Annotated in this window: 18 protein-coding genes; 6 read left to right on the forward strand and 12 right to left on the reverse strand. The window is 47.8% G+C overall.

Features of this window, described 5'->3' with window-relative positions; all coding sequences use genetic code 11:
- Nucleotides 1-178: 178 nt before the first annotated feature.
- Both MHI01_RS16005 and MHI01_RS16010 read left to right on the forward strand, forming a co-directional pair.
- Entirely contained in the window at nt 179-2,500 is a 2,322-nt protein-coding gene (locus MHI01_RS16005) for a helix-turn-helix domain-containing protein (protein WP_340983596.1), read from the forward strand.
- Nucleotides 2,501-2,742: 242 nt separating this feature from the next.
- Nucleotides 2,743-4,383: an extracellular solute-binding protein gene (locus tag MHI01_RS16010; RefSeq protein ID WP_340983597.1), complete on the forward strand. Its 1,641-nt coding sequence runs from the start codon at nt 2,743-2,745 to the stop codon at nt 4,381-4,383.
- Between the two features lie 90 nt (nt 4,384-4,473).
- Here MHI01_RS16010 and MHI01_RS16015 read toward each other — a convergent pair whose 3' ends face one another.
- The 6 genes from MHI01_RS16015 to MHI01_RS16040 all read right to left on the reverse strand — a co-directional run bounded on the left by MHI01_RS16015 (nt 4,474) and on the right by MHI01_RS16040 (nt 11,600).
- Nucleotides 4,474-4,713 (reverse strand): YezD family protein, encoded by a 240-nt coding sequence (locus tag MHI01_RS16015; protein ID WP_036607453.1) that lies wholly within the window; start codon nt 4,711-4,713, stop codon nt 4,474-4,476.
- Between the two features lie 156 nt (nt 4,714-4,869).
- On the reverse strand, nt 4,870-5,745 hold the full coding sequence (gene cysW / locus MHI01_RS16020; RefSeq protein WP_192135517.1) for a sulfate ABC transporter permease subunit CysW: 876 nt from the start codon (nt 5,743-5,745) through the stop codon (nt 4,870-4,872).
- A 67-nt stretch (nt 5,746-5,812) separates the two neighbouring features.
- Nucleotides 5,813-6,649, reverse strand: a complete 837-nt coding sequence (gene cysT, locus MHI01_RS16025; RefSeq protein ID WP_127547780.1) for a sulfate ABC transporter permease subunit CysT — start codon at nt 6,647-6,649, stop codon at nt 5,813-5,815.
- 87 nt (nt 6,650-6,736) lie between these two features.
- Complete coding sequence (locus tag MHI01_RS16030; protein WP_036607530.1) at nt 6,737-7,816, reverse strand: sulfate ABC transporter substrate-binding protein; 1,080 nt, start codon at nt 7,814-7,816, stop codon at nt 6,737-6,739.
- Between the two features lie 483 nt (nt 7,817-8,299).
- On the reverse strand, nt 8,300-10,177 hold the full coding sequence (locus tag MHI01_RS16035; RefSeq protein WP_127547782.1) for a rhamnogalacturonan lyase: 1,878 nt from the start codon (nt 10,175-10,177) through the stop codon (nt 8,300-8,302).
- A gap of 367 nt (nt 10,178-10,544) precedes the next feature.
- Nucleotides 10,545-11,600: a lactonase family protein gene (locus MHI01_RS16040; protein WP_340983599.1), complete on the reverse strand. Its 1,056-nt coding sequence runs from the start codon at nt 11,598-11,600 to the stop codon at nt 10,545-10,547.
- A gap of 235 nt (nt 11,601-11,835) precedes the next feature.
- On the opposite strand from MHI01_RS16040, the gene MHI01_RS16045 reads away from it, so the two are divergent.
- Together MHI01_RS16045 and MHI01_RS16050 are read left to right on the forward strand one after the other, a co-directional pair.
- Complete coding sequence (locus MHI01_RS16045; protein WP_315372615.1) at nt 11,836-12,696, forward strand: AraC family transcriptional regulator; 861 nt, start codon at nt 11,836-11,838, stop codon at nt 12,694-12,696.
- 144 nt (nt 12,697-12,840) lie between these two features.
- Nucleotides 12,841-13,524: an S-layer homology domain-containing protein gene (locus MHI01_RS16050; RefSeq protein WP_315372616.1), complete on the forward strand. Its 684-nt coding sequence runs from the start codon at nt 12,841-12,843 to the stop codon at nt 13,522-13,524.
- Nucleotides 13,525-13,708: 184 nt separating this feature from the next.
- Here MHI01_RS16050 and MHI01_RS16055 read toward each other — a convergent pair whose 3' ends face one another.
- The 3 genes from MHI01_RS16055 to MHI01_RS16065 form a co-directional block, all read right to left on the reverse strand.
- Nucleotides 13,709-14,335, reverse strand: coding sequence for a nitroreductase family protein (locus MHI01_RS16055; protein WP_074093278.1), 627 nt, complete (start codon nt 14,333-14,335; stop codon nt 13,709-13,711).
- Nucleotides 14,336-14,400: 65 nt separating this feature from the next.
- The gene (locus MHI01_RS16060) at nt 14,401-14,583 is read right to left on the reverse strand and encodes a hypothetical protein (protein ID WP_047840337.1); all 183 of its coding nucleotides are present in this window, start codon (nt 14,581-14,583) and stop codon (nt 14,401-14,403) included.
- Nucleotides 14,584-14,598: 15 nt separating this feature from the next.
- A complete protein-coding gene (locus tag MHI01_RS16065) occupies nt 14,599-15,063 on the reverse strand; it encodes an Rrf2 family transcriptional regulator (RefSeq protein ID WP_340983602.1) in 465 nt (154 codons plus the stop codon).
- Between the two features lie 430 nt (nt 15,064-15,493).
- On the opposite strand from MHI01_RS16065, the gene MHI01_RS16070 reads away from it, so the two are divergent.
- Nucleotides 15,494-16,225: an MBL fold metallo-hydrolase gene (locus MHI01_RS16070; protein WP_340983603.1), complete on the forward strand. Its 732-nt coding sequence runs from the start codon at nt 15,494-15,496 to the stop codon at nt 16,223-16,225.
- On the forward strand, nt 16,222-16,794 hold the full coding sequence (locus MHI01_RS16075; protein WP_340983604.1) for a TetR/AcrR family transcriptional regulator: 573 nt from the start codon (nt 16,222-16,224) through the stop codon (nt 16,792-16,794). Before MHI01_RS16070 ends, MHI01_RS16075 begins: the two co-directional genes overlap by 4 nt.
- A gap of 423 nt (nt 16,795-17,217) precedes the next feature.
- On the opposite strand, the gene MHI01_RS16080 is transcribed toward MHI01_RS16075, so the two are convergent.
- The 3 genes from MHI01_RS16080 to MHI01_RS16090 form a co-directional block, all read right to left on the reverse strand.
- On the reverse strand, nt 17,218-18,081 hold the full coding sequence (locus MHI01_RS16080) for an IS3 family transposase (RefSeq protein WP_340983605.1): 864 nt from the start codon (nt 18,079-18,081) through the stop codon (nt 17,218-17,220).
- A gap of 11 nt (nt 18,082-18,092) precedes the next feature.
- On the reverse strand, nt 18,093-18,410 hold the full coding sequence (locus MHI01_RS16085; RefSeq protein WP_036673079.1) for a transposase: 318 nt from the start codon (nt 18,408-18,410) through the stop codon (nt 18,093-18,095).
- 752 nt (nt 18,411-19,162) lie between these two features.
- On the reverse strand, nt 19,163-20,293 hold the full coding sequence (locus tag MHI01_RS16090; protein ID WP_340983606.1) for a hypothetical protein: 1,131 nt from the start codon (nt 20,291-20,293) through the stop codon (nt 19,163-19,165).
- Nucleotides 20,294-20,302 lie beyond the last annotated feature (9 nt).

Here is a 20,302-nt window from a genome sequence, read left to right on the forward strand (position 1 = left end):
AAATGGAGCTAGATACTACATTTATCAATTAAAATACCTACTTTTGTAAACGCTTTATTAACTGAAAGTAAATTATGGAGTGGGAGTTTGTTAAATTTCGATCAACATGATTTCTAGTCCTCGGCCTGCTATATAATGATGAAGTTGTTTAGAAAAGAGACATGAAGGGGGAAAAAGAATGCATAAGCCATTTCAAACTGTAAGATCCAAGATGGTTCTTTCCTACCTTGCTGTTGTTCTTGTCATTGCACTTCTTTTCGGCTCCATTCTATACCTCTTCTTCTCCCATCAATACAGCAAAGAGATTCGAATCAATAATCAGCTGTCACTGAAAAGCACTGTCAATTATATTGAGAGCTCCGTTATCCAGAAGGTGAATCAGGTCTATCTGTCCCTGGCACTCGGTAACGCCGCTAGTATCGATTTAGATAGCTTAAAAGGAAACCATAGCAAAATCCTGGACATCGAACAGTCCCTCAAAAATATGGTGCAAAATTACTCCGATCTCATTGAAGCTATTCATGTGTACGATACGAAGAACAACTTCATCGTCTCATCTGTATATGGGCTATTGCTCTATGAGGACACGCCTTCGAGTGTGGATCATACGACGGATTGGATTGCTGCGATGAAAGAGACTCCAGAAAGCTCCTTATGGATGAAGACTCGCATGGTGCCTCAGGATGTCTATATCGAATCACGGGAACAAAGCAAGATGAGTCCTCTAATTTCCTATGTCCACAGTTACCCGTTTCAATCTTCTGGACAAGACAGTAAAGCCATGATTGCGATTGATATCAAAGAATCAGCGATCAGTCAGATCATTAAAAATATGCTCCCTGCTGACTATGCAAATACATTAATCATCGATCAGGATGGAACTGTCATATCTGCCGCGGACAAAACGTTGATAGGCAGCTCCACGGAGAAGAATCTGACGCAGTCGCTGCTCAGCTTTCATTCTTCAGATGAGAGCTTCACGCCTGTATTTAACTATGACTCTCATGTCGTTACCCAAGATCAATTTAAAGGAAATGCATGGAGAATCTACACAACCACACCTAATGAAAGCTTCTATTATAAATTGGATAGCTTGAAGGAGATTTCGGTTCTTCTGGGTTTATTGGCTGTTGCGGTTGGAATAGCGATGTCGTCCATCTTTACCAGGGCCAACTATAGTCCTCTTAAACGAATCATGAATAACATCAAGAGCCGGATGGATAGCCCAACCAGCTTAAAGCAGGACGAATATCGGTTCATCGATACAACGTTTAACAGTCTGTCCAATAAAGTTGATAGTCTTGAAGAAACTTTACAGGCCAATCACAGAATGATTAAGCATAGTATCATGCTCAATATGTTAAATAACCGATTTACACCCGAGGAACTTACGGAACAGCTCCAGTCTATTCACATTTCAATGGCCTACTCTCGCTTCCGTTGCATCGTCATTGACCCTGTTAATGAGAAGTGGAAGGATCTGCAGCCACGACAGTTGCAGCATACGTTGTATACGATGATCCAGCAACTGGAGATCGCAGAAATGGATGGAACTCAACTGCTGGCAGAGGAATTGCAGGATCACAAAATAGCAGTAATCATCTGTACCAACCAACCCGAAGAACCGCTCTCTGATCACATTGTAGACTTTATTCACGCTGAGGCGAGCAGCAGATTTGGTCTGGAATTTGTACTATCGTTAGGCGGATGGGTAGAGCACTTCACCAAGATTCACACAAGCTATCATCAGGCGAATACCCTGATTCGATACAGCTACTTCTTTCCCGAGCAATCTGCCATTCAGGATCTTGATCTTCTGAACAGGGAAGCCAGCAGTCTGGAGATCCCGGAGTCATACCTCGTAAACTTTGAAAAGAAATTGCAGACTCGGGATGTGCAAGGTACGGTTCAGGCCATTCAGGAATTGGTCGCGACAATAAAAGAAGGCCCCTATTCAGCCGAATACAGTCGGATCATCTTATTAAAAATGGTATCTATTTACGCTGAGTGTATTAATCAGGTGCGCCTGCAACCCACCGAGGCGAGTTCATTGAATATGTACAAGCAATTTTCATTGTTCTACAATATCAACCGATATTCGGAATGGATGATTCATCTCGTGACCGAATTTGTGATGCAGATGGAGAAGCGAAGCGAGGTACGAAGTGTGGATACCATCTCGGCTGTCAAAGCCTATATTCACGAGCACTTATCAGGCGATCTCACGCTGGATCATGTCTCAGAGCAAGTATTCATCAGCCCTAAATATCTGAGTAAACTTTTCAAGGAAGAAACCGGGATTGTTTATTCCGAATATGTTACGAATCAGAGAATGGAACGCGCACGGGAACTCATGACACAGCGTGAAATTACGGTTGAGCAGGTCGCAAGTACGGTTGGTTACCGTACCCCTGCCTATTTCATTAAAAAGTTCAAAGAAATTCACGGCTGTACGCCAAAAAACTTCATGCGCAATCTAATGGAGCAGGGATCTATATAGGATCAATTAGGAATATTTACACGGACACTCCGATGACAGAACAACCTTCCGATCGCTGTTATTCCCAGATTTCTTCGATCCCTTTTCTAAAAGGGAAAATCCGGGAATAGCGTATGCTTTCGAAGTAGTTTTCTTACAGAAAACTTGTAGCTTCGCTTCTTCAGGTTCTTTCTGTCCTCTCCGTTATTGTGTAAATGTTAAATTGAAGCTATATAGAATTTAAAATTAGTAAAGGAGCTGCTATGAACATCAACCATTTAAGAACGCTATGTCTATTGATTGCTACATCTATTCTTATAGGATTGATGAGCGGTTGTACCTTTCTAAACAGGGAAGGATCACAAGTGCAACAGCGAGACCATCTAGCAAGCGCTGAGAAGGATACAGCACCGCAGTACACGATATCCTGGACCATGCATCAAAATATCCCTGTTCCTGAAGACGCGGAGATGATTGCATATATTGAGGATAGGTTTGATGTCGATCTGAAGGTGTGGAATCTTGAGAACAAGCGGTACGAGGAACTGCTTGATCTGGAGCTTGCTCAAGGGAAAATACCCGATCTGTTCCGAATCAGACAACCGCATGATCTGCTTAAGTATCAAATGCAAGGGGTCTTAGCGGAAATCCCCCCGGAAGTCCTTGAACAATATGCGCCAAATATCGTACAGCGAATTCGCGATTATGATTCACGTTACCTAGAGTATGGAAAAATAAACGGCTCCTTATATGGAATTCCGGCCATTAATCAGACCAACATCTATCGAACCCCTGTTGTATACCGAGAGGACTGGCTTAAGCAGCTTGGTCTGGAGGTGCCAAAGACATTAGATGAATTTGAAACGGTTATGTATGCTTTTGCCAAAGATGATCCAGACGGAAATGGTAAACAAGATACGTATGGCCTATCCAGAGAGGGCTTAAATGTCGTGTTTGGTGCCTTTGGACAGGCCGTTTTCACCGAGCAACTGTATTTTAATGAAAAAAACAACCAACTCGTGATCGGTGCTTTGGAGCCTGAGATGAAAAAAGCCCTGACTTATATGCAAAAGTGGTATCGGGACGGGATTATCGACCCTGAGTTCATAACCGGTGAAAACAAAGGTGGCTATAAACATCTATCCCATGCTTTTATTAATGGAAAAATTGGGATGACCTCGATGGGCAACTATTATCATTGGAATCAAGAGGGAGACTATAGTGTCCTTAATGAAAATGGCCAAGAAACCCCTGTGGGAGCCTCGTTCAATGTCAGTGAGCTACTACAGAAGAACGCAACTGCAGAGGTTGTATTTGGTTCTCCTGTTATTGGTCCTGAAGGACATAGCGGTTCAAAAGGGAACAATCTGCTGATGAATTTTATTACTATAGGTGCTGAGGCTGCAAAGGAGCCGGGAAAACTGGAGAAAATTTTGGAGATACTCGATTATGTAAGTGCCAACCCCGATCCGGAGGAGCAGATCAAAATGGAGTATGGCCTTCCAGGAAAACACTGGAATTGGAGCGCTGAAGATTCAAACTCGTTCCATTTACTTTACCCATACAACAGAATGGAGAATTATATTAATATGATCGGCTCAAGTATCGGCATGACGGTTCCAGGTACACCCTCGGATAAACGTGAACAGTGGGCTGCATCTGCAGGGTTGACGGAGAATGGTATCTATAATCGCCTGGAGGTTGCAACCCCTGCCCTGATTCAATATTCATCTGAATTGATTCGCATGAGAGACAGAGCGTACATCTCCATCATCACTGGCGATCAGCCTGTGGGGTATTTCGATACCTTTGTGGAAGAATTCATGGATGCAGGTGGGCAACAGGTACTGCTCGAAGCGAATCATTGGTATAAGGAGCATATGGAGACAAGTCGTGCCCAATAGGTAGGATGGTTTGGAACATGCATTTCCCATGAGTTTCTGGATTTTACATGTGTTCCTATGCACCTATCTTCGCTTCCCTCACGTCACTCTCTATCCCTTCGCACTCGCATTTGATCCGCGTAGTGAACGGGCTGAACTGCTTCGTGCCGTGCTTCCGGATTTGGAGGCGCTGCCTGAGGGCGTGTTTTCAAAACGCTTACGTTCGGTCCGCTCCATCTGCACAATCTGACCTTCGTGCACCACGATATGCAATGAACCAAACTCCATGTCATTCAGCTGTCCGGCAATTCGGTCCAACCATACCTCATCCACTTTTAACGGCTTAGCCATAGAGCCGCCTCCTCTTCTCGGGCTACTGCCCGCCATATTCCTAAGTGCGCTGTCATCCAACGGATTTATAAATCATTCTTATCCAACCTATATACTTGGTTTATACATTAGCAGGGCTTCCAGTAGCTGTCAATCTGTATTTTCTTCTTCTCATAATCACTTTTCTGAAACGGCTTTGTGTCCAAGCCAGCTCTTGAGTAGCAACGTGGCAAGAGCCAGAATCAGGAGCAGGGAAGCTACGGCAAACGAAGCCGAAAATTGATATTCGTTATACAAAATCTCGACATGAAGTGGTAACGTATTGGTCTCCCCGCGGATATGCCCGGACACCACAGATACGGCTCCGAACTCGCCCATAGCGCGGGCATTACACAGAATAATACCGTACAGCAGTCCCCATTTGATGTTGGGCAAGGTTACACTCCAGAAGATTCGCCACCCGGAAGCACCTAGCGTAACCGCCGCTTCCTCTTCCCGGGTTCCCTGGTCCTCCATTAGTGGAATCAACTCCCTCGCTACGAACGGGAAGGTAATAAACAGCGTTGCAATGACAATGCCTGGCAGCGCAAAAATGATTTTAATATCATGTTCGGACAACCACGGCCCTAACCACCCATTCGAACCAAAGACCAATACAAAAATCAACCCGCCCACCACAGGCGAAATTGAAAAAGGAAGATCAATCAGGGTGATCATGAGTCCCTTACCCTTGAACTGGAACTTGGTAATGACCCATGCAGCGGCCACACCAAATATCGTATTCAGCGGTACGGTAATCGCCGCAACTAATAACGTGAGTTTCAGTGCAGACATGGCATCCGGCTCGGTAAGAGCCGCGATGTACACACCCCAGCCCTGCTTCAACGCCTCCATGAGCACAATGGCCAGTGGCAAAATAAGCAGCCATATGAGTACCAGGCTTGCCAGTCCAATCAACAACCATTTGACCCAGGGAGCTTCCGTTGTTGCACGGTTAGTTCCACGGCTGGTCTTAACGGGTGGAACAGGGCTCAGTGGAACAGAACCCGCCATATGCTGCACCTCCTTTGGTTTGGGTGAGTGACGTCTTTTAATATCCTTATTCCACCATGCTTCATTGTCATGCTCTGCCCGCCTTTCGGCTCCAACGCTGCAAGGAATTAATAATCAGCAGCAGGATGAAAGAAACTAGAAGAAGCAGCAAAGCTACAGCTGTAGCGCCTGCATAATCGAACTGCTCCAGCTTGGCCATGATCAGTAAGGGAGCAATCTCCGTTTTCATCGGCATATTGCCTGAGATAAATACAACCGAGCCATATTCGCCAATGCCTCGGGCAAATGCCAGAGCAAAACCCGTCAGCAGCGGTGGAATCAGATCTGGCAACAGAATCGTGCGGAATATCCGCCATCTTCCTGCCCCCAGTGTAGCAGCCGCCTCTTCCACCTCTGCCTCCAGCTCCTCCAACACCGGTTGCACCGTGCGAACTACAAATGGAATTCCGATAAACATCAGCGCCAGCGTAATCCCGGCCTGTGAATAAGCGAGCTTGATGCCCAAAGGCTCTACAAACTGCCCAATCCAGCCATTGCCGGCATAGATCGCCGTAAGAGCAACCCCTGCTACCGCTGTCGGCAAGGCAAAAGGCAGATCAATGACCGCATCAAACAACCTTTTGCCCGGAAATTCATACCGAACAAGCACCCATGCCAGGAGTAACCCCAGCACGAGATCAATCAGCGCCGCTGCACCTGCGGTCAGGAAGCTGACCTGGAAGGAAGCCAGCACCCTGGGATTGGTCGCAACCTCAATCATGGTTGCCCACGTCAGCCCTGTGGAGTTAAATAACAGCGCAGCCAGTGGAATAAGTACAACCAGGCTCAGGTAGAACACACTGTAACCCATCGTTAATCCAAATCCCGGCAATGTGCGTCTCCGCGCCACAACCACCTTGCTCATGCACGTTCATCCTCTCTGCCTTCAGCCGGTAAGGCTGGTTGGCCGCTCACAGCGCGATTGATCAGGTGTTCATTGAACAGAGCAACCTTAGCTGCCTGGAACATAGATCTGGTCGAAGATACCACCGTCATTAAAATGTTTGGCCTGAGTATCCCGCCATGTGCCGAATACATCTTTCAACGTGAACAGCTCAAGTGCCGGGAACTGATCTTTGAATTTTTCCTCCACGCTGTCCAGCGTTGGGCGGTAATAATTTTCAGCAGCAATCGTCTGTCCTTCTTCACTGTACAAATATTTCAGATAGGCATCCGCCACGTCGCGGCTTCCTTTTTTGTCTGCATTTTTGTCCACAATCGCAACGGGCGGCTCTGCCAAGATACTAACCGAAGGCACGACAATGTCGAATTTGTCCGGACCCAGCTCTTTTACCGATAAAAAAGCTTCATTCTCCCAGGCAAGCAGCACATCACCAATGCCACGTTCAACAAACGTCGTTGTAGATCCGCGAGCACCCGAATCCAGCACAGGCGCATGTTTGAACAATTCACCAACGAATTCCTTCGCCTTCTCTTCATCATTGTTATTATGCTTAAGGGCATATCCCCATGCCGCCAAGTAATTCCAACGCGCCCCGCCGGACGTTTTAGGATTTGGGGTGATGACTTGCGTATCCCCTTTGATCAGATCATCCCAGTCCTTGATGCCCTTTGGATTACCCTTACGTACAAGGAAGACAATCGTAGAGGTATACGGAGAGCTGTTATGCTCGTATTTATCCTGCCAGCCTTCATTAATCAGACCTTTATCTTCAATCGCATCAATATCGTATCCCAATGCCAGCGTCACCACGTCTGCATCCAGTCCGTCAATAACAGAACGACTCTGTTTGCCCGATCCCCCATGGGATTGCTTGATGGTTACTTCCTGGCCCTTCTCTTTCAACCAATGCGCCGCAAACGCTTTGTTATATTGTTCATAGAGTTCCCGCGTTGGATCGTAAGAAACATTCAGCAGTTCAATGGCCTTGGCCCCTTCTGTGCCGCCTTCCGCTCCCCCCGATGTTCCTGCTGCACTGGACCCGCCGCTATCCGATCCGCATGCTGCCAGTACCCCTGTTAACACCAGTGCCAGACCAACCAAAATACCCTTATGAATTCTCTTTTTCATAAATAACACTCCCCCCGATATAGATCTGCATGACTACCTCAGGCCGGCTGAACAGGATCAAACGCCCCGTAAAAAACAAGAAGACGGAGGAACCCCCGCGCACTTCTCCCCATAAAGTCATGCCGGCTTAAAGGCCGTGCATGCTCCATCTGGAAAGGATGCGCTGCGGTGTTCCTCCGTTTATACGGTGAGAACGTTATTCTGTTCAGGTTGTATGGTTGCATCTGTCTGTAAAATGACCGTTTTCACAATGAAAACAGATTCATTTTTATTATTCCTACCTGTTTAGTAAGTTATATACGTATAATAAAGGCAGTCTATATACCTGTCAAACGTTTTTTCCGATTTTTACCGAATTTCTGGCCTATTGGTAAAAAAAAGAGGAACAACGAACCAGCGTCCGTTGCTCCCTTCAGCGAATCCCATACTTCGCTGGCTATTGAAAACATGAACGGAATTGGACAGCCACACCTTGTCCACTCCTCATCTGCCTGCATACCGGATATTGGGTACCGGCGGTGTGCTCATGCCTTCTCCCAGATAAAAACCGGTGTGTGGCGGTTGATTGTAGGCTACATTTTGCCAAGCGACGCCAAGACGGTACACTGGATCATGCATCAGCGTATAGATGCGTTTGTCCGTAACTGCTGTTGTGGTATAGATCCGCAGTGCTGAACTGTCATTCGTCCGCCATACCACTTCCTCTCTCCAGTCCCCGAACAGATCGGCCTGCAGATTCGGCGTAGACTTGGTTCCGTTGTTGGAAGATACGCCGGAAGCGGTGAGCAGGTTCATCGTTGTGCTGTTAGCATAGTTCCACTTATCGATTCGGTTGCTGTCCAGCAGTTCACGGAGCAGATCCCCATCCCACCAGATGCCAAAATTCGTGGAGGAAGGCAGGGTTGTCCCGAGTTTCTGCCCTTTGGCTGTGTACAGACTGCCGTCTGCCCATACTTCGGCACCTTTATATCTTGGATCGATATCTGCCGCCATGCCACGTCCAATATCCTTTGTTGTTTTGACTCCCCAGATTAACTGGCCTGTACCTGCATCCCGGAACTCCACTCCGGCATTGGATGGCGTCTCATGAACCTGAAATACCTCAAGTCCAGGGCGGTCCGGGTCGAGGTCACTCAAATGCATGGCATCGCCATGATGAAGCCCTGTTGTGTACAATCCTTTGCCGTTATCATCCACCGCCATGGCACCATAAACGATCTCGTCTTTCCCATCTCCGTCTACGTCCGCCACACTCAGATTATGATTGCCCTGCCCGGCATAACCCGAGTTACCGGAGGTATTGGAATCAAATGTCCATTGTTTGGTCAGCTGTCCATTCCGCCAGTTATAAGCCACGAGCACTGTGCGGGTGTAGTACCCACGCGCCATGACCAGACTTGGGCGCTCTCCATCCAGATAAGCAATGGCGGCAAGGAATCGGTCCACCCGATTGCCGTAGTTATCTCCCCAACTGGATACATTGCCACGCGCCGGTTCGTAGTTCACCGTGGAGAGCGCTTTGCCAGTCTGTCCATTGAAAACCGTCAGGAATTCGGGACCAGACAACACATAACCGCTAGAATTACGGTAATCCTTGCTTGCATCCCCGATGACCACGCCAGTGCCATCCTTGGTGCCATCGGCTGTTTTCATCGCAACTTCGGCTTTGCCATCACCGTCGAGATCGTACACCATGAACTGGGTGTAGTGAGCACCCGCTCGGATATTTTTGCCCAGACTAATCCGCCAGAGGCGTGTTCCGTTTAATTTGTAGGCATCGATAAACACTTCCCCGGTATAACCACTCTGGGAGTTATCCTTAGAGTTGGAAGGGTCCCACTTCACAATCAATTCATACTCACCATCACCATCCAGGTCACCTGCACTGGCATCATTGGCACTGTAGGTGTAGGCTACTCCATCGGGCGTTGTCCCACCTGCGGGTACACTAAGAGGAACAGACAGATAGTTGTTGCCCCACACGCTCGCTGCCGCTGAAGCAGCCTGCTCCGTTCCACTGACGACAGCGCGAACCGTATATTTGGAACTGCTTGTCCCGCTTGCATCCTGAAGGTTGGTGCTGTTTGTTATGGGCGTAGGGTTCACCTTGGTTCCATCCCGGTATACGTTAAACGATACATTCGATCCTTCCGTTCCCAGAAGCCGCCAACTGACAAACACACCTGTCCCGGTCTTCACAGCCACCACACCGCGATCCAGATATTCCATCTGCCTTGCTCCCGCTGCATGTGTTACCGGCGTGTTGCCAAGGCCAAGCGAAGTGACCAGTAACGCGGAACTTAGCAGTGATACTCCGGCTGTACGTAATGTGCGCTTCCACAGTGATGATCGATTCCCCATAAACAATTGCCTCCCCAATTGGTTTGGTAAGCCCGATGCCCTTGTAGCGCCATCTTTTTATGTAAGCGCTTTAATATATTCATTTTAAATTAAACATATAATTCCATCTATAGGTCTAATTTAGTAATTGGTTGGTGGTACATGAAAAAAACCAAAGGATTTCTCCTTCGGTTAGCCGTTGCCCATTCTTCGAATTGCTTCAGTCGACTGGAGTCGCAATCAACTGACTCACGGATATGGGACGATTCCCATGTTCGCATAAAAAGCCTAAAAAAGCTGTAAAACCATGTGTGCCTCCATGATTTTACAGCTTATAGACCACTTTTTAGATGTAATATTCCACGTTTACTTCACCGTATTACAACTTTTATACCAGAGGAGCAATACATACCGGACGAGGCAGTTCCAGCTTGAACCCGTTATGCGTCAGACGTCCGTCTTCTTCACTGATCTGGAAACCTACGAGGTTATTGCTGTCCTGATTCGCCACGACCAGAATCCCGCCTGGCAAAATATTAAAGTTACGTGGTGTCTGCCCAATCGTGGACGTCCACTCTACAGCTTCCAACTCACCGCTCTCCTGGTCAATATGATAAAGTACGATGCTGTCATCTCCCCGATTGGATGCATACAGGAAACGTCCACATGGAGATACACGGATGTCTGCAGCCGTACCCTCTCCTTTATGCCCTTCTGGAAGTGTGGAAATGTGCTGTACCGTAGTGAACTCCCCTCTGCGCTCATCGTACAGGAATGCCGTAACCGTGTTGTCCAATTCGTTGATTACATATGCCCACTTCGAGTTGGGATGGAACACAAGATGCCTTGGCCCTGCGCCCGGTGGCTGATCCATCTCACGATGGGTAACCAGACGTCCCTCTTCCAAGCGATACACAATGATCTGATCCAGACCGAGGTCACATACGACAGCATACTGCCCGGACGGATCGGGTTGAATGGAGTGTGCATGCGGCCCTTCCTGGCGTTCTTCGTTGATTCCACTTCCCGTGTGCTCCACCCATGCACTCATCTCACCAAGCGTCCCCTGATCGCCAACCGGGTATACATTTACACTGCCGCTGCTATAGTTGGATGAGAACACCCACTGACCATCCTTGGAGACAGACACATAACATGGAGAAGCCCCTCTGGTCTGTTTTCGATCCATCAGGTGCAGCTCACTCGTTGCCGCATCTCTCCGATAGACCAACACCTCTCCCTCGTCCGTCTCACTCGCCACATACAGACAGTCTCCATCCGGGCTTAGCGCCAGATAAGACGGATTATCCACACCATCCATGTGATTGACGGTTCGCATCTCTCCTGTATCCGCATTCAACGCACATAGGAATATTCCGGGTTCATCCGCTGAAGCGTACGTACCTGTATAGAAAAGCGTTTCCTGTGTTTTGACTGGTTCCATATCTAAATCTCTCCCTTTTCCTGTATATTCACTGTTCTGATTCTTCCCACTGGTATGTACTTACCCAATTCACGGGCAACTGCTTCACTTCCTGTAACGTGGCTTTCTAAATCGAGAACACCTCCGGTGAGCGCTCTCATATCTGTCATTGACTCCCTTATCGTCTCTCACCATAATACAAAGTATGAGACCTAACAACAGACCACCCCTACTGCGTAAATCTGACGGATTTCGTATGCAAAAACTCATTGTGCTGCCGGACTCCCTGTTGCAAGAAACCGCAGCTTATCCGGTCACGTCCGGATTATATGTTACCGATATCGGTTACTTTCACGAAGCGGAGCATCATTACCGTGATCGTCCCGATGGTTGTGAATCACACATTCTGATGTACTGTGCCCAAGGCACAGGCTGGTATACGATGGATGGCAGCAAGACTTATGATGTCAGCCCGGGAAACCTTGTTATATTACCTGCACATGTCCCTCATGTGTATGGTGCCAACGCAGCTGAACCTTGGAGCATCTTCTGGATTCATCTGCGCGGGAAACACGCTTTATCCTACATAGAACCCTTGTTAACTCATCATATTACTACCATGCCACCGGCCAAGGCTCAGAAATGGCTTGAGCTGTTCCATGAATGTTACGGCGCGTTAGAGACGGGTTACTCCATGCAGACGATGACATATGCCTCCCAGATTATCGGTTATATGCTGGGCATGCTCGCTTATGGACCGGAGACGACAGGAACAGATGGTGGGATCGTGAGCAGCAAACGTGCGGCCGAACAATCCGTCCAATATATGTTGGAGCACCTGGAGAATGGAATCACCCTCAAGGAACTGGCGGCTCACGCGCGGTTGTCTGTCCCTCATTACTCTCAGTTATTCAAGCAAGCTACAGGGCATTCGCCCATCGATTATTTCCTGCGGCTGAAGATTCAGCATTCCTGCCGCTATCTGGATTTTACCGATTGGACCGTGAAGCAGATCAGCTCCGAGCTTGGATTCAAAGACCCGTACTACTTCTCCCGTCTGTTCAGCAAAATGATGGGACGTTCACCCACGGATTATCGAAATAAATCCAAAGGTTAGAGGCAGTGCCTTCACTTAGCCCTATCTGAATGATTATGAATTCAGTTGGAAAATTCCAGCAACCTTTTGAACAGAAGGGTCGTCTATAGGGCAAATAACTTTTATATAAAGGGATCATCCCTGGAAAAGTGAGGCGAACCTATCATGAAAAAAAATATACTTGCTACATTAACTGCAGGAGCTCTGCTCACGCTGTCTCTAAGTGCAGGCCCGATCAACGCTGCGCAGGCCCAATTCACGGATATTCAAGGTATCGCAGGAGCAGACAAAATCGAATCTCTCCATAAAGATGGATTCATCAAAGGTGTGAGTGACAGCTTGTTCAAACCTGAACTGGAGTTAAATACCGCTCAGGGCATTCAACTGATTGCGGACGGCCTGAATCTGAATCTGGACACGATTCGTTTTATCAAAATGCCGGTACCAAGTGACTACTTCTCTGCTGTAAAAGATGGCGTATGGTACAGTGATGCATTTATCCGCGCACAATATAATGGCATTCAGATGTCACAGAATATCGATCCGTCCAAACCGCTTACTCGTGAACAATTCACACTGTTCCTGATGCAAGGCATCGAGGCCAAAGGCGGTCTGCCGATGATTAATATCAAACCTGTGGACATTACCGACGAAAAGGAACTTACGCCAGAGTATCAAGGTGCCATTCAGCGTTCACTCGTTCTTAAAATCAATGAACTGGATGCCGACGGAAACTTCAATCCCAAACAAACGATTACTCGCGCCGAAGCAGCAGTGCTGATGTATAACGCAATCGAGTACATGGAATCGTTCCATGCACCACAAATCCCGGAAACACCTGAGAAGTAATCATTTCATTGTGGAAGCTAAGAACTCACTTGAGTGGTGAACCCGCTCGATTGGAGTCACCGTGAGTGGGCTTTTCCATACAACCCCAATATGCCAAACAGCCGCACCTTCCCTCAACAGGAAAGTGCGGCCGTTTGTATTATACCTATATCACTGATGCAATCATCAGATTTAACTTTCTAACTTAGAAAGAACCTTTAACAACTACCTCAGACAACGGTAAACGTCCTGACGGGCGAGCTGGCTGTGCAGCTTTACCTACAGTAATCAACAATGTTGGCACAAATCGTGCAGGAATGTTGAATGTTTCGATCAGTTTTTGTGGATTATATCCACCGATTGGACATGTATCGTAACCCAGGGAGCGTGCAGCAATCATAATATTTTGGGAAGCAAAAGATGCATTGCGGATCGCTTCATCGCGAGCGATTTGCGGGCTTTGGTAAGCACCGTTGATCTGTCCAACCAATGCGTCACGAACCTCAGCAGTCAGTGCGCCTGCTTCAACAGCTTGATCGTAGATTACGGTGTTACGGTTTGCTTCCAAATCTCCGAGAACAGCAATCGTAACCGAACTTTCCACGATCTGACTTTGACCGTAAGCAACTGGCAGCAATTTCGCTTTGTCTGCTTCGGATTCAATCACGAGGAATCTCCAGTGTTGCAGGTTCCATGAAGATGGTGCTTCCGCAGCTGCTGTCAGAATCGCATTGAGATCAGCTTCAGGCAATTCAAACCCTTTTTCGTACTTTTTGACAGCATGGCGTTCGCTAATAACGCGAAGTGTTTCATTTTTTTCAATGCCTGACATGTGTTCCACTCCCCAGAATCTAGTTTGTTTATACTTCTTTTACTTTCGCAAGGTGATCTCGAAGTTTACTCTACCAGGGATTTTCCTTCCGAAAATAACATCAGCGCAGACGATCTCTCCTCATCTGTGTTCAGGTTATGCCCGGAATCGCTTGAGAACATCAATGGATCTTTCACCGGAGCATACGCCCATGCCGTAACTTGTCCACCATGCCTGACTAAACCAAGACCATATTCATGGAGGACCATTCGTTGTGGACTCCGTCAGGACTTCTCCTTTGCAGATAATCTCTTCAGCGATAAGTTCAACGTTTCCCCATGACCTATGCGTTCTTTCACATCCTGAATGGATATACGATCAAAATAAGCGCTGAGCGCCTCTTCGCCACCATTATAAATGTTCCCCATCACATCCTGCATATTGGAAGATACCACGCATGATGAACCGGACTCCCCTGAGCACCAGCTGGGACCGAGTGAACCACCAGCTACCAGTCTGTACAATTCTCCAAGCTTGATCTCTTCACTCGGACGGCTAAGCAAGTACCCACCATGAGCACCTTCCTTGGTCGTCAGGTAACCATGCTTGCGCAGAACACTAAGTACCTTACGGACTCTGGCCGGGTGTGTACCCACACTCTGGGACAAATCTTCACTATTGGCCATACACTCATCTCTCATCGACAGAAAAACAAGACAATGCACCGCTATGGTAAATTCGCTGTTCATAACTTACTCCTTCCCGGCTTACAACACCGATGAACTCCAACTCAAGGTAAGTATAACTGTCATTATATGAATAACAGTTATGTTTGTCAACTTTCACCCAGCGTGGAGATCAAACGTGATTTTTCCTGTTATACCAATACTTACAGCTCATCAACACAATTAAGCTAGGATGAACATCCCGTCTTCATTTTAATCCAAAAAGAACAAAAAAGTGAGCCTTCCGCTACGCGAAGGGCTCCAATAAGATAGACATATGAAAGGGCTTACGTGATTATTATAATCGGTAATCTCCAATTTGAAAACGCTTTTTTTGTAAAGTGCATCATTATTTTAAATTTTTTTTATTTGAATAAATTAAACAACAGGTATTACTAAAACTAATCCCATTAGTTATTATACTAATACCATTAGTTTTAAGGAGGGTTTAACGATGCGTATTACCCGAGAATTTGATGTCGTTCAAGTTACGTTTTTCCCAAGACTCTTCCCTGTGAACGTATACCTGGTTGAAGAGGAAGATGGTTTAACCCTGATTGATGCCGGAATACCGGTCAGTCTTAAGGGGATTTTGGCAACTGCCCAGTCTCTTGGAAAACCCATTACCAAGATCATTCTGACTCACGCGCATAGCGACCATATTGGTGCGTTGGATCGTCTCACAGAGGCACTGCCCCAAGCCGAGGTCTTCATCTCCAGACGAGATGCACGTCTATTGACGGGTGATACTTCCCTTCTTCCCGGTGAGCCACAAACCCCGGTACGCGGCGGCGTGCCTAAGCCCAAAGCGGTGCGCACCCAGCCAAACCACTTGCTGGATGACGGTGACCAGATTGGTTCACTGGTCGCCGTTGCCTCACCAGGACATACGCCGGGGCATATGTCCTTCATGGATACGCGCAGCCGCGTGCTCATCGCTGGCGACGCGTACCAGCTGCAAGGCGGCCTTGCCGTATCCGGCCGCGTGCGCCCGCTCTTCCCGTTCCCCGCGCTGGCGACGTGGAACCGCGAAGCGGCTCTGGCCAGCGCGAAGCGCCTGGCGGAGCTGAAACCGTCCGTGCTGGCTGTAGGCCACGGACGGATGCTACGCCAGCCCGCGGCCGCCATGCGCGCGGCAACCGCTGATGCACAGCAGCGGTTTGATCTTGCCGGGGGGCAACTATGAGCCCCCGGCAAGGGCTGGATCGCGGCGCCCTGCTCAGCACCGCAGCCCAGCTTGCTGACAGCGACGGCTTTCAGGCGCTGACACTCGCCGCGTTGGCACAGCGGCTGGATGTGCGCTCGCCGTCGCTCTACAACCACATCAGCGGACTTCCCGGGCTTCGCCAGGAAATGGCGCTGATGTCCGTACAACAGCTTAGCCGCGCATTAACCGCGGCTATCGCTGACCACACTGGCGATGATGCCATTCAGGCCATCGCTGCGGCATACATTGGCTTCGTCCGCGAGCACCCCGGGCTCTACGAAGCCTCATTTCATGCCCCGGACCGCGAGGAGCCACAGCTCGCCGCGGCCAGCACAGCCACGCTGGAGTTGCTGCTGCACAGCTTGCAGCCCTACCCGCTAACCGAAGCGGAAGCATTGCACGCCGTTCGTGGTTTGCGCAGCCTCTGCCATGGATTTGCCTCCATTGAGGCACAGGGCGGCTTCGGCATGGACTTTGATCCGGACGAAAGTCTGCGTCTGACCGTATCCGCCTTCATGCACGGACTCCGGCATCTTCACCAGGACTAGTAAGGCACGCATTGCATCATGAAAAAGGACTGCAGAGGATCTGCAGTCCTTTTTCATTGCCGTATACTGGTACATCCCACAGATTTGACAGTAATAATGCTATAGTTGCGCCAATGAATTTTTAACACATTAACATCCACTTTGAATTCATCTTTCATCGGCTTGTATTCTTTATAATTTCTTTCTTTATAATTTCATTTAATACAGAAGAAAAAGGGCGCCTCGGTTGCGTGATGCCATGATCGGTACCCTCTGACCAAAATCTAACGAACCGAGGACACGCTATAACGGCAATTAAAGCGAATAACAACAACTAACAAACTCCACACGTCCTATTTCGCAGAAAACTGGCTGCGGGACAGGAATAATGAGTATATTCCGTCATTTAACGTGTCTGTTGGACCTATGTCAAAAAAGTAGACACTACGCTGCGGATTTGTCCGTAAATTTCATCGCAAAACGAGCAGGGGAAAGATACCCTAGCGCGCCATGCATTCGCTTGCGGTTGTAATAGAACTCGATGTACTGGTAGATGGCAGTATAAGCCTCTTCCGGTGTCTTAAAACGAGGGGTGCAGTAAATGAGTTCCTTCTTTAAAATACTGTGCCATGACTCAATACAGGCGTTATCATAACAGTTTCCTCGGCGGCTCATGCTTGATTCCATTCCGTATGATTTTAGTTGCTCCACGTATTCTTTGGACGTGTATTGAGAGCCGCGATCCGAGTGATGGAGTAATCCCGGAGCGGGGCGTTTGGCCTTGTATGCTTCCTCCAGTGCACCCATCACCAAACTGGTTTCCATATGGTTATATAGACGCCAGCCTACAATTTCACGTGTGCACAAATCCAGAACGCTGGCGAGATATAGACGACCTCCTCGGCAAGGAATGTAGGTGATGTCGGTAACCCATACCGTATTCGGTTTGGACGTTTTAAATTGCTGATTCAGCGTATTTGGTGCAAGGGGATGGTTGTGTTTGGAATCCGTCGTCTGAACGCGATATTTGGGCATGACCACAGAACGTAGATTCATTTGACGCATGTATATACTGACGGTACGTGAAGAGATTCGCAACCCTTCTAAATGGAGCAGATACGTAATTTTAGGACTTCCACACCGCATCTGGTGGTCGTAAAAATGATAGCGAATACGCTTCATGACCTCGCCTTTGCGGTCCTGCCGCTTGCTGGTTCGGTCCATTCGCCATTTGTAATATCCGCTCCGTGATACTTGAAAGGTTCTGCACATCTTCTCCAAAGAAAACTCGGAGCGATGGTCTTCCACAAACTGAAATCTTAGCTCTTTGGTTTGCTGAAGATGTGCACTGCTTTTTTTACAATCGCCAGTTCTTCTTGTGTATCCGCAAGCGTGTGCTCTTTCTCTTGAAGCAACCGGCGCATCTCTTGGAGCTCTGCTTCCAGTTCCTTCACTCGATCTACGCTTGCAACAGGCTCATGTTTTAGTTCGCGGTACTTACTCATCCATTGGTGCAACGTACTTTTTGGAATGTTGAGTTCTTCTGCCAAATCTCCAAGTGTCTTCGTCTGCTCTTGAATAAATTTGACCGTTTGTTTCTTGAATTCTTCGTTATATCGTTGCCGCTGTTCTCCCATGTGGACACCTCCGTTAGTCTTATTATCCTTCCGTCCGTTAACGGGTGTCCACTTTTTATTCTAGCTCCATGTGATTCGTTACATTTACCAACGTACCAAATTAGGACAAATAAGATGTGCTCAGTTCGTTAGAACGTGCTATGTACGGTGCTTCAGATCACGATGCCATAGACACTCGTCCACTCATCATATTGACGCATAAGTCCAGACACACATTGTGTTATGGAGCTAAATACGGAGCGTTCATGCTCCAAATTGTATTGATCAAGCGGATGCGGGTACATGACTAGATAAGGATCTTACCTTGCTCGTAATGCACATGGTAGTACATGCTTTATTAATATTCATGTATAGATCACGCTATAGTTCAGTACACACATTAGGGCGATTCTAGATACGAAGCTTACCCTGGTAGTGATGCACACTTTAGTACTTGTTTTAATTCGTGTCCTAATACGAATCATTTAATAGATCACACTACATCTACGCCGCAGCGGGATGATTCTTGTTTTGGATCTAGCTACAACTCCCATTGTTCAGGGCGGTAAGAGTCTGAAACATATTCGATCTACCCAGTCCCAGTCCCATTTCACCTGGCATTCTGATCCTTACTTGATACGCCCTGTCTCTCAACCGCACTTTTGCCTTTCACATCTACGCGCTTCTCTAATATGTACATCTCCCGTTCCTCTCGCAAGGTGGAATGGACTTTGGCTTCCCTTTTTCCATCGAAACGGTTCTCGATAACCTATCTATGGCCATTGCTGCCGTCCATCCTGCACTTCATTCAAAATATGCTTCATCACGGGCACATACACCTTCCAGTAGAACATGTCCGGAATATCTTTTTGATCTGGCGTAAGCTTGGACCGGACGACCTCCCATCCACGGATTCGGCGCCAGAAGGAATAATGCTTCATCTCTCCAAAGGACCCTGCCATGTAATACGACCGATTATAGTCGTCGTACCGGACCAGTGCAGCAAATTCCGCAGGAATTCCTGCATCCACCAGCTTCTGCTCACCTGTCTCCGTCAGATCCGTCTTATACCAGGCCAGTATGGAGTTCTTCTGTTGCGGCACAATGATATCGAACCAGCCACTATAATGTATATCCTGGGTTATGCCGCTCCAATCACTGCCTTCCGGTGTAAATGCAATCTGTAGATTGCCTGTCTTCACATCCGGACCTTTCTCCAGTACCATGACCTGTCCATCCATATGTATCAGCAGCATACCCGCTCCGTGATAAGACCATTTCTTCTTCTCCTGCTGCTCATAGTGCGCCCTAACCCAGCGAGGTACTTCTTCTATACTTTGCAGATTAGATACCGATTTCCCTTGCCATCCACTGCTGTTCACTCCCAAAATGGGATACAGTTGCTCCCTGGTCATCTTCGAAGCCGTATTTGCCAATGCACTGTATTCGGCGACAATCGTTACACCTTTATACGCAGCCTCGCGGATTTTCTGCACATCGTATATCGTTAATCCTTCATAGATTCCGCCTTGTTTCCCTTCACTCTTCTGTGCAGACAGACTACTCCGATTCGCCGTCAGATAGATCAGATCTGTATCTGTCACCTCATCAGGCAGCAGTTGCTTCATCCGTGGAAGCCCGTTCTGAAGATCATAACCGTAATAATCCTCTTCATACGAGTAGTATTCCCCTGTGTGCTGTACAATCTTCTGTTGATTCAGAAGCCAAACCAACCCCTTGTGCCCCTGATAGGACAAGTCCGGTCTGCTCTTGTCAATAATCATGATGTTCAGTGAAACCGGGGCCTGGGATTGCCACATAATCCATGGGACAACCAGCACCACCGATACCACTGTAAAACAAGCCAACGTCCACATCGTGGCTGGCCTGTAACTTTTTTTCATGAAGCGTAT

Source organism: Paenibacillus sp. FSL M7-0656, from assembly GCF_038003225.1.
Classification (GTDB): Bacteria; Bacillota; Bacilli; order Paenibacillales; family Paenibacillaceae; genus Paenibacillus; species Paenibacillus amylolyticus.

Coding starts and splice junctions, on each gene's coding strand:
- MHI01_RS16005 (WP_340983596.1), top strand. CDS start 179: ATGCATAAGCCATTTCAAACTGTAAGATCCAAGATGGTTCTTTCCTAC.
- MHI01_RS16050 (WP_315372616.1), top strand. CDS start 12,841: ATGAAAAAAAATATACTTGCTACATTAACTGCAGGAGCTCTGCTCACG.
- MHI01_RS16085 (WP_036673079.1), bottom strand. CDS start 18,410: ATGGGAGAACAGCGGCAACGATATAACGAAGAATTCAAGAAACAAACG.
- MHI01_RS16030 (WP_036607530.1), bottom strand. CDS start 7,816: ATGAAAAAGAGAATTCATAAGGGTATTTTGGTTGGTCTGGCACTGGTG.
- MHI01_RS16015 (WP_036607453.1), bottom strand. CDS start 4,713: ATGGCTAAGCCGTTAAAAGTGGATGAGGTATGGTTGGACCGAATTGCC.
- MHI01_RS16055 (WP_074093278.1), bottom strand. CDS start 14,335: ATGTCAGGCATTGAAAAAAATGAAACACTTCGCGTTATTAGCGAACGC.
- MHI01_RS16010 (WP_340983597.1), top strand. CDS start 2,743: ATGAACATCAACCATTTAAGAACGCTATGTCTATTGATTGCTACATCT.
- MHI01_RS16075 (WP_340983604.1), top strand. CDS start 16,222: ATGAGCCCCCGGCAAGGGCTGGATCGCGGCGCCCTGCTCAGCACCGCA.
- MHI01_RS16065 (WP_340983602.1), bottom strand. CDS start 15,063: ATGAACAGCGAATTTACCATAGCGGTGCATTGTCTTGTTTTTCTGTCG.
- MHI01_RS16035 (WP_127547782.1), bottom strand. CDS start 10,177: ATGGGGAATCGATCATCACTGTGGAAGCGCACATTACGTACAGCCGGA.
- MHI01_RS16090 (WP_340983606.1), bottom strand. CDS start 20,293: ATGAAAAAAAGTTACAGGCCAGCCACGATGTGGACGTTGGCTTGTTTT.
- MHI01_RS16045 (WP_315372615.1), top strand. CDS start 11,836: ATGCAAAAACTCATTGTGCTGCCGGACTCCCTGTTGCAAGAAACCGCA.
- MHI01_RS16040 (WP_340983599.1), bottom strand. CDS start 11,600: ATGGAACCAGTCAAAACACAGGAAACGCTTTTCTATACAGGTACGTAC.
- cysW (WP_192135517.1), bottom strand. CDS start 5,745: ATGGCGGGTTCTGTTCCACTGAGCCCTGTTCCACCCGTTAAGACCAGC.
- MHI01_RS16060 (WP_047840337.1), bottom strand. CDS start 14,583: ATGGTCCTCCATGAATATGGTCTTGGTTTAGTCAGGCATGGTGGACAA.
- MHI01_RS16070 (WP_340983603.1), top strand. CDS start 15,494: ATGCGTATTACCCGAGAATTTGATGTCGTTCAAGTTACGTTTTTCCCA.
- cysT (WP_127547780.1), bottom strand. CDS start 6,649: ATGAGCAAGGTGGTTGTGGCGCGGAGACGCACATTGCCGGGATTTGGA.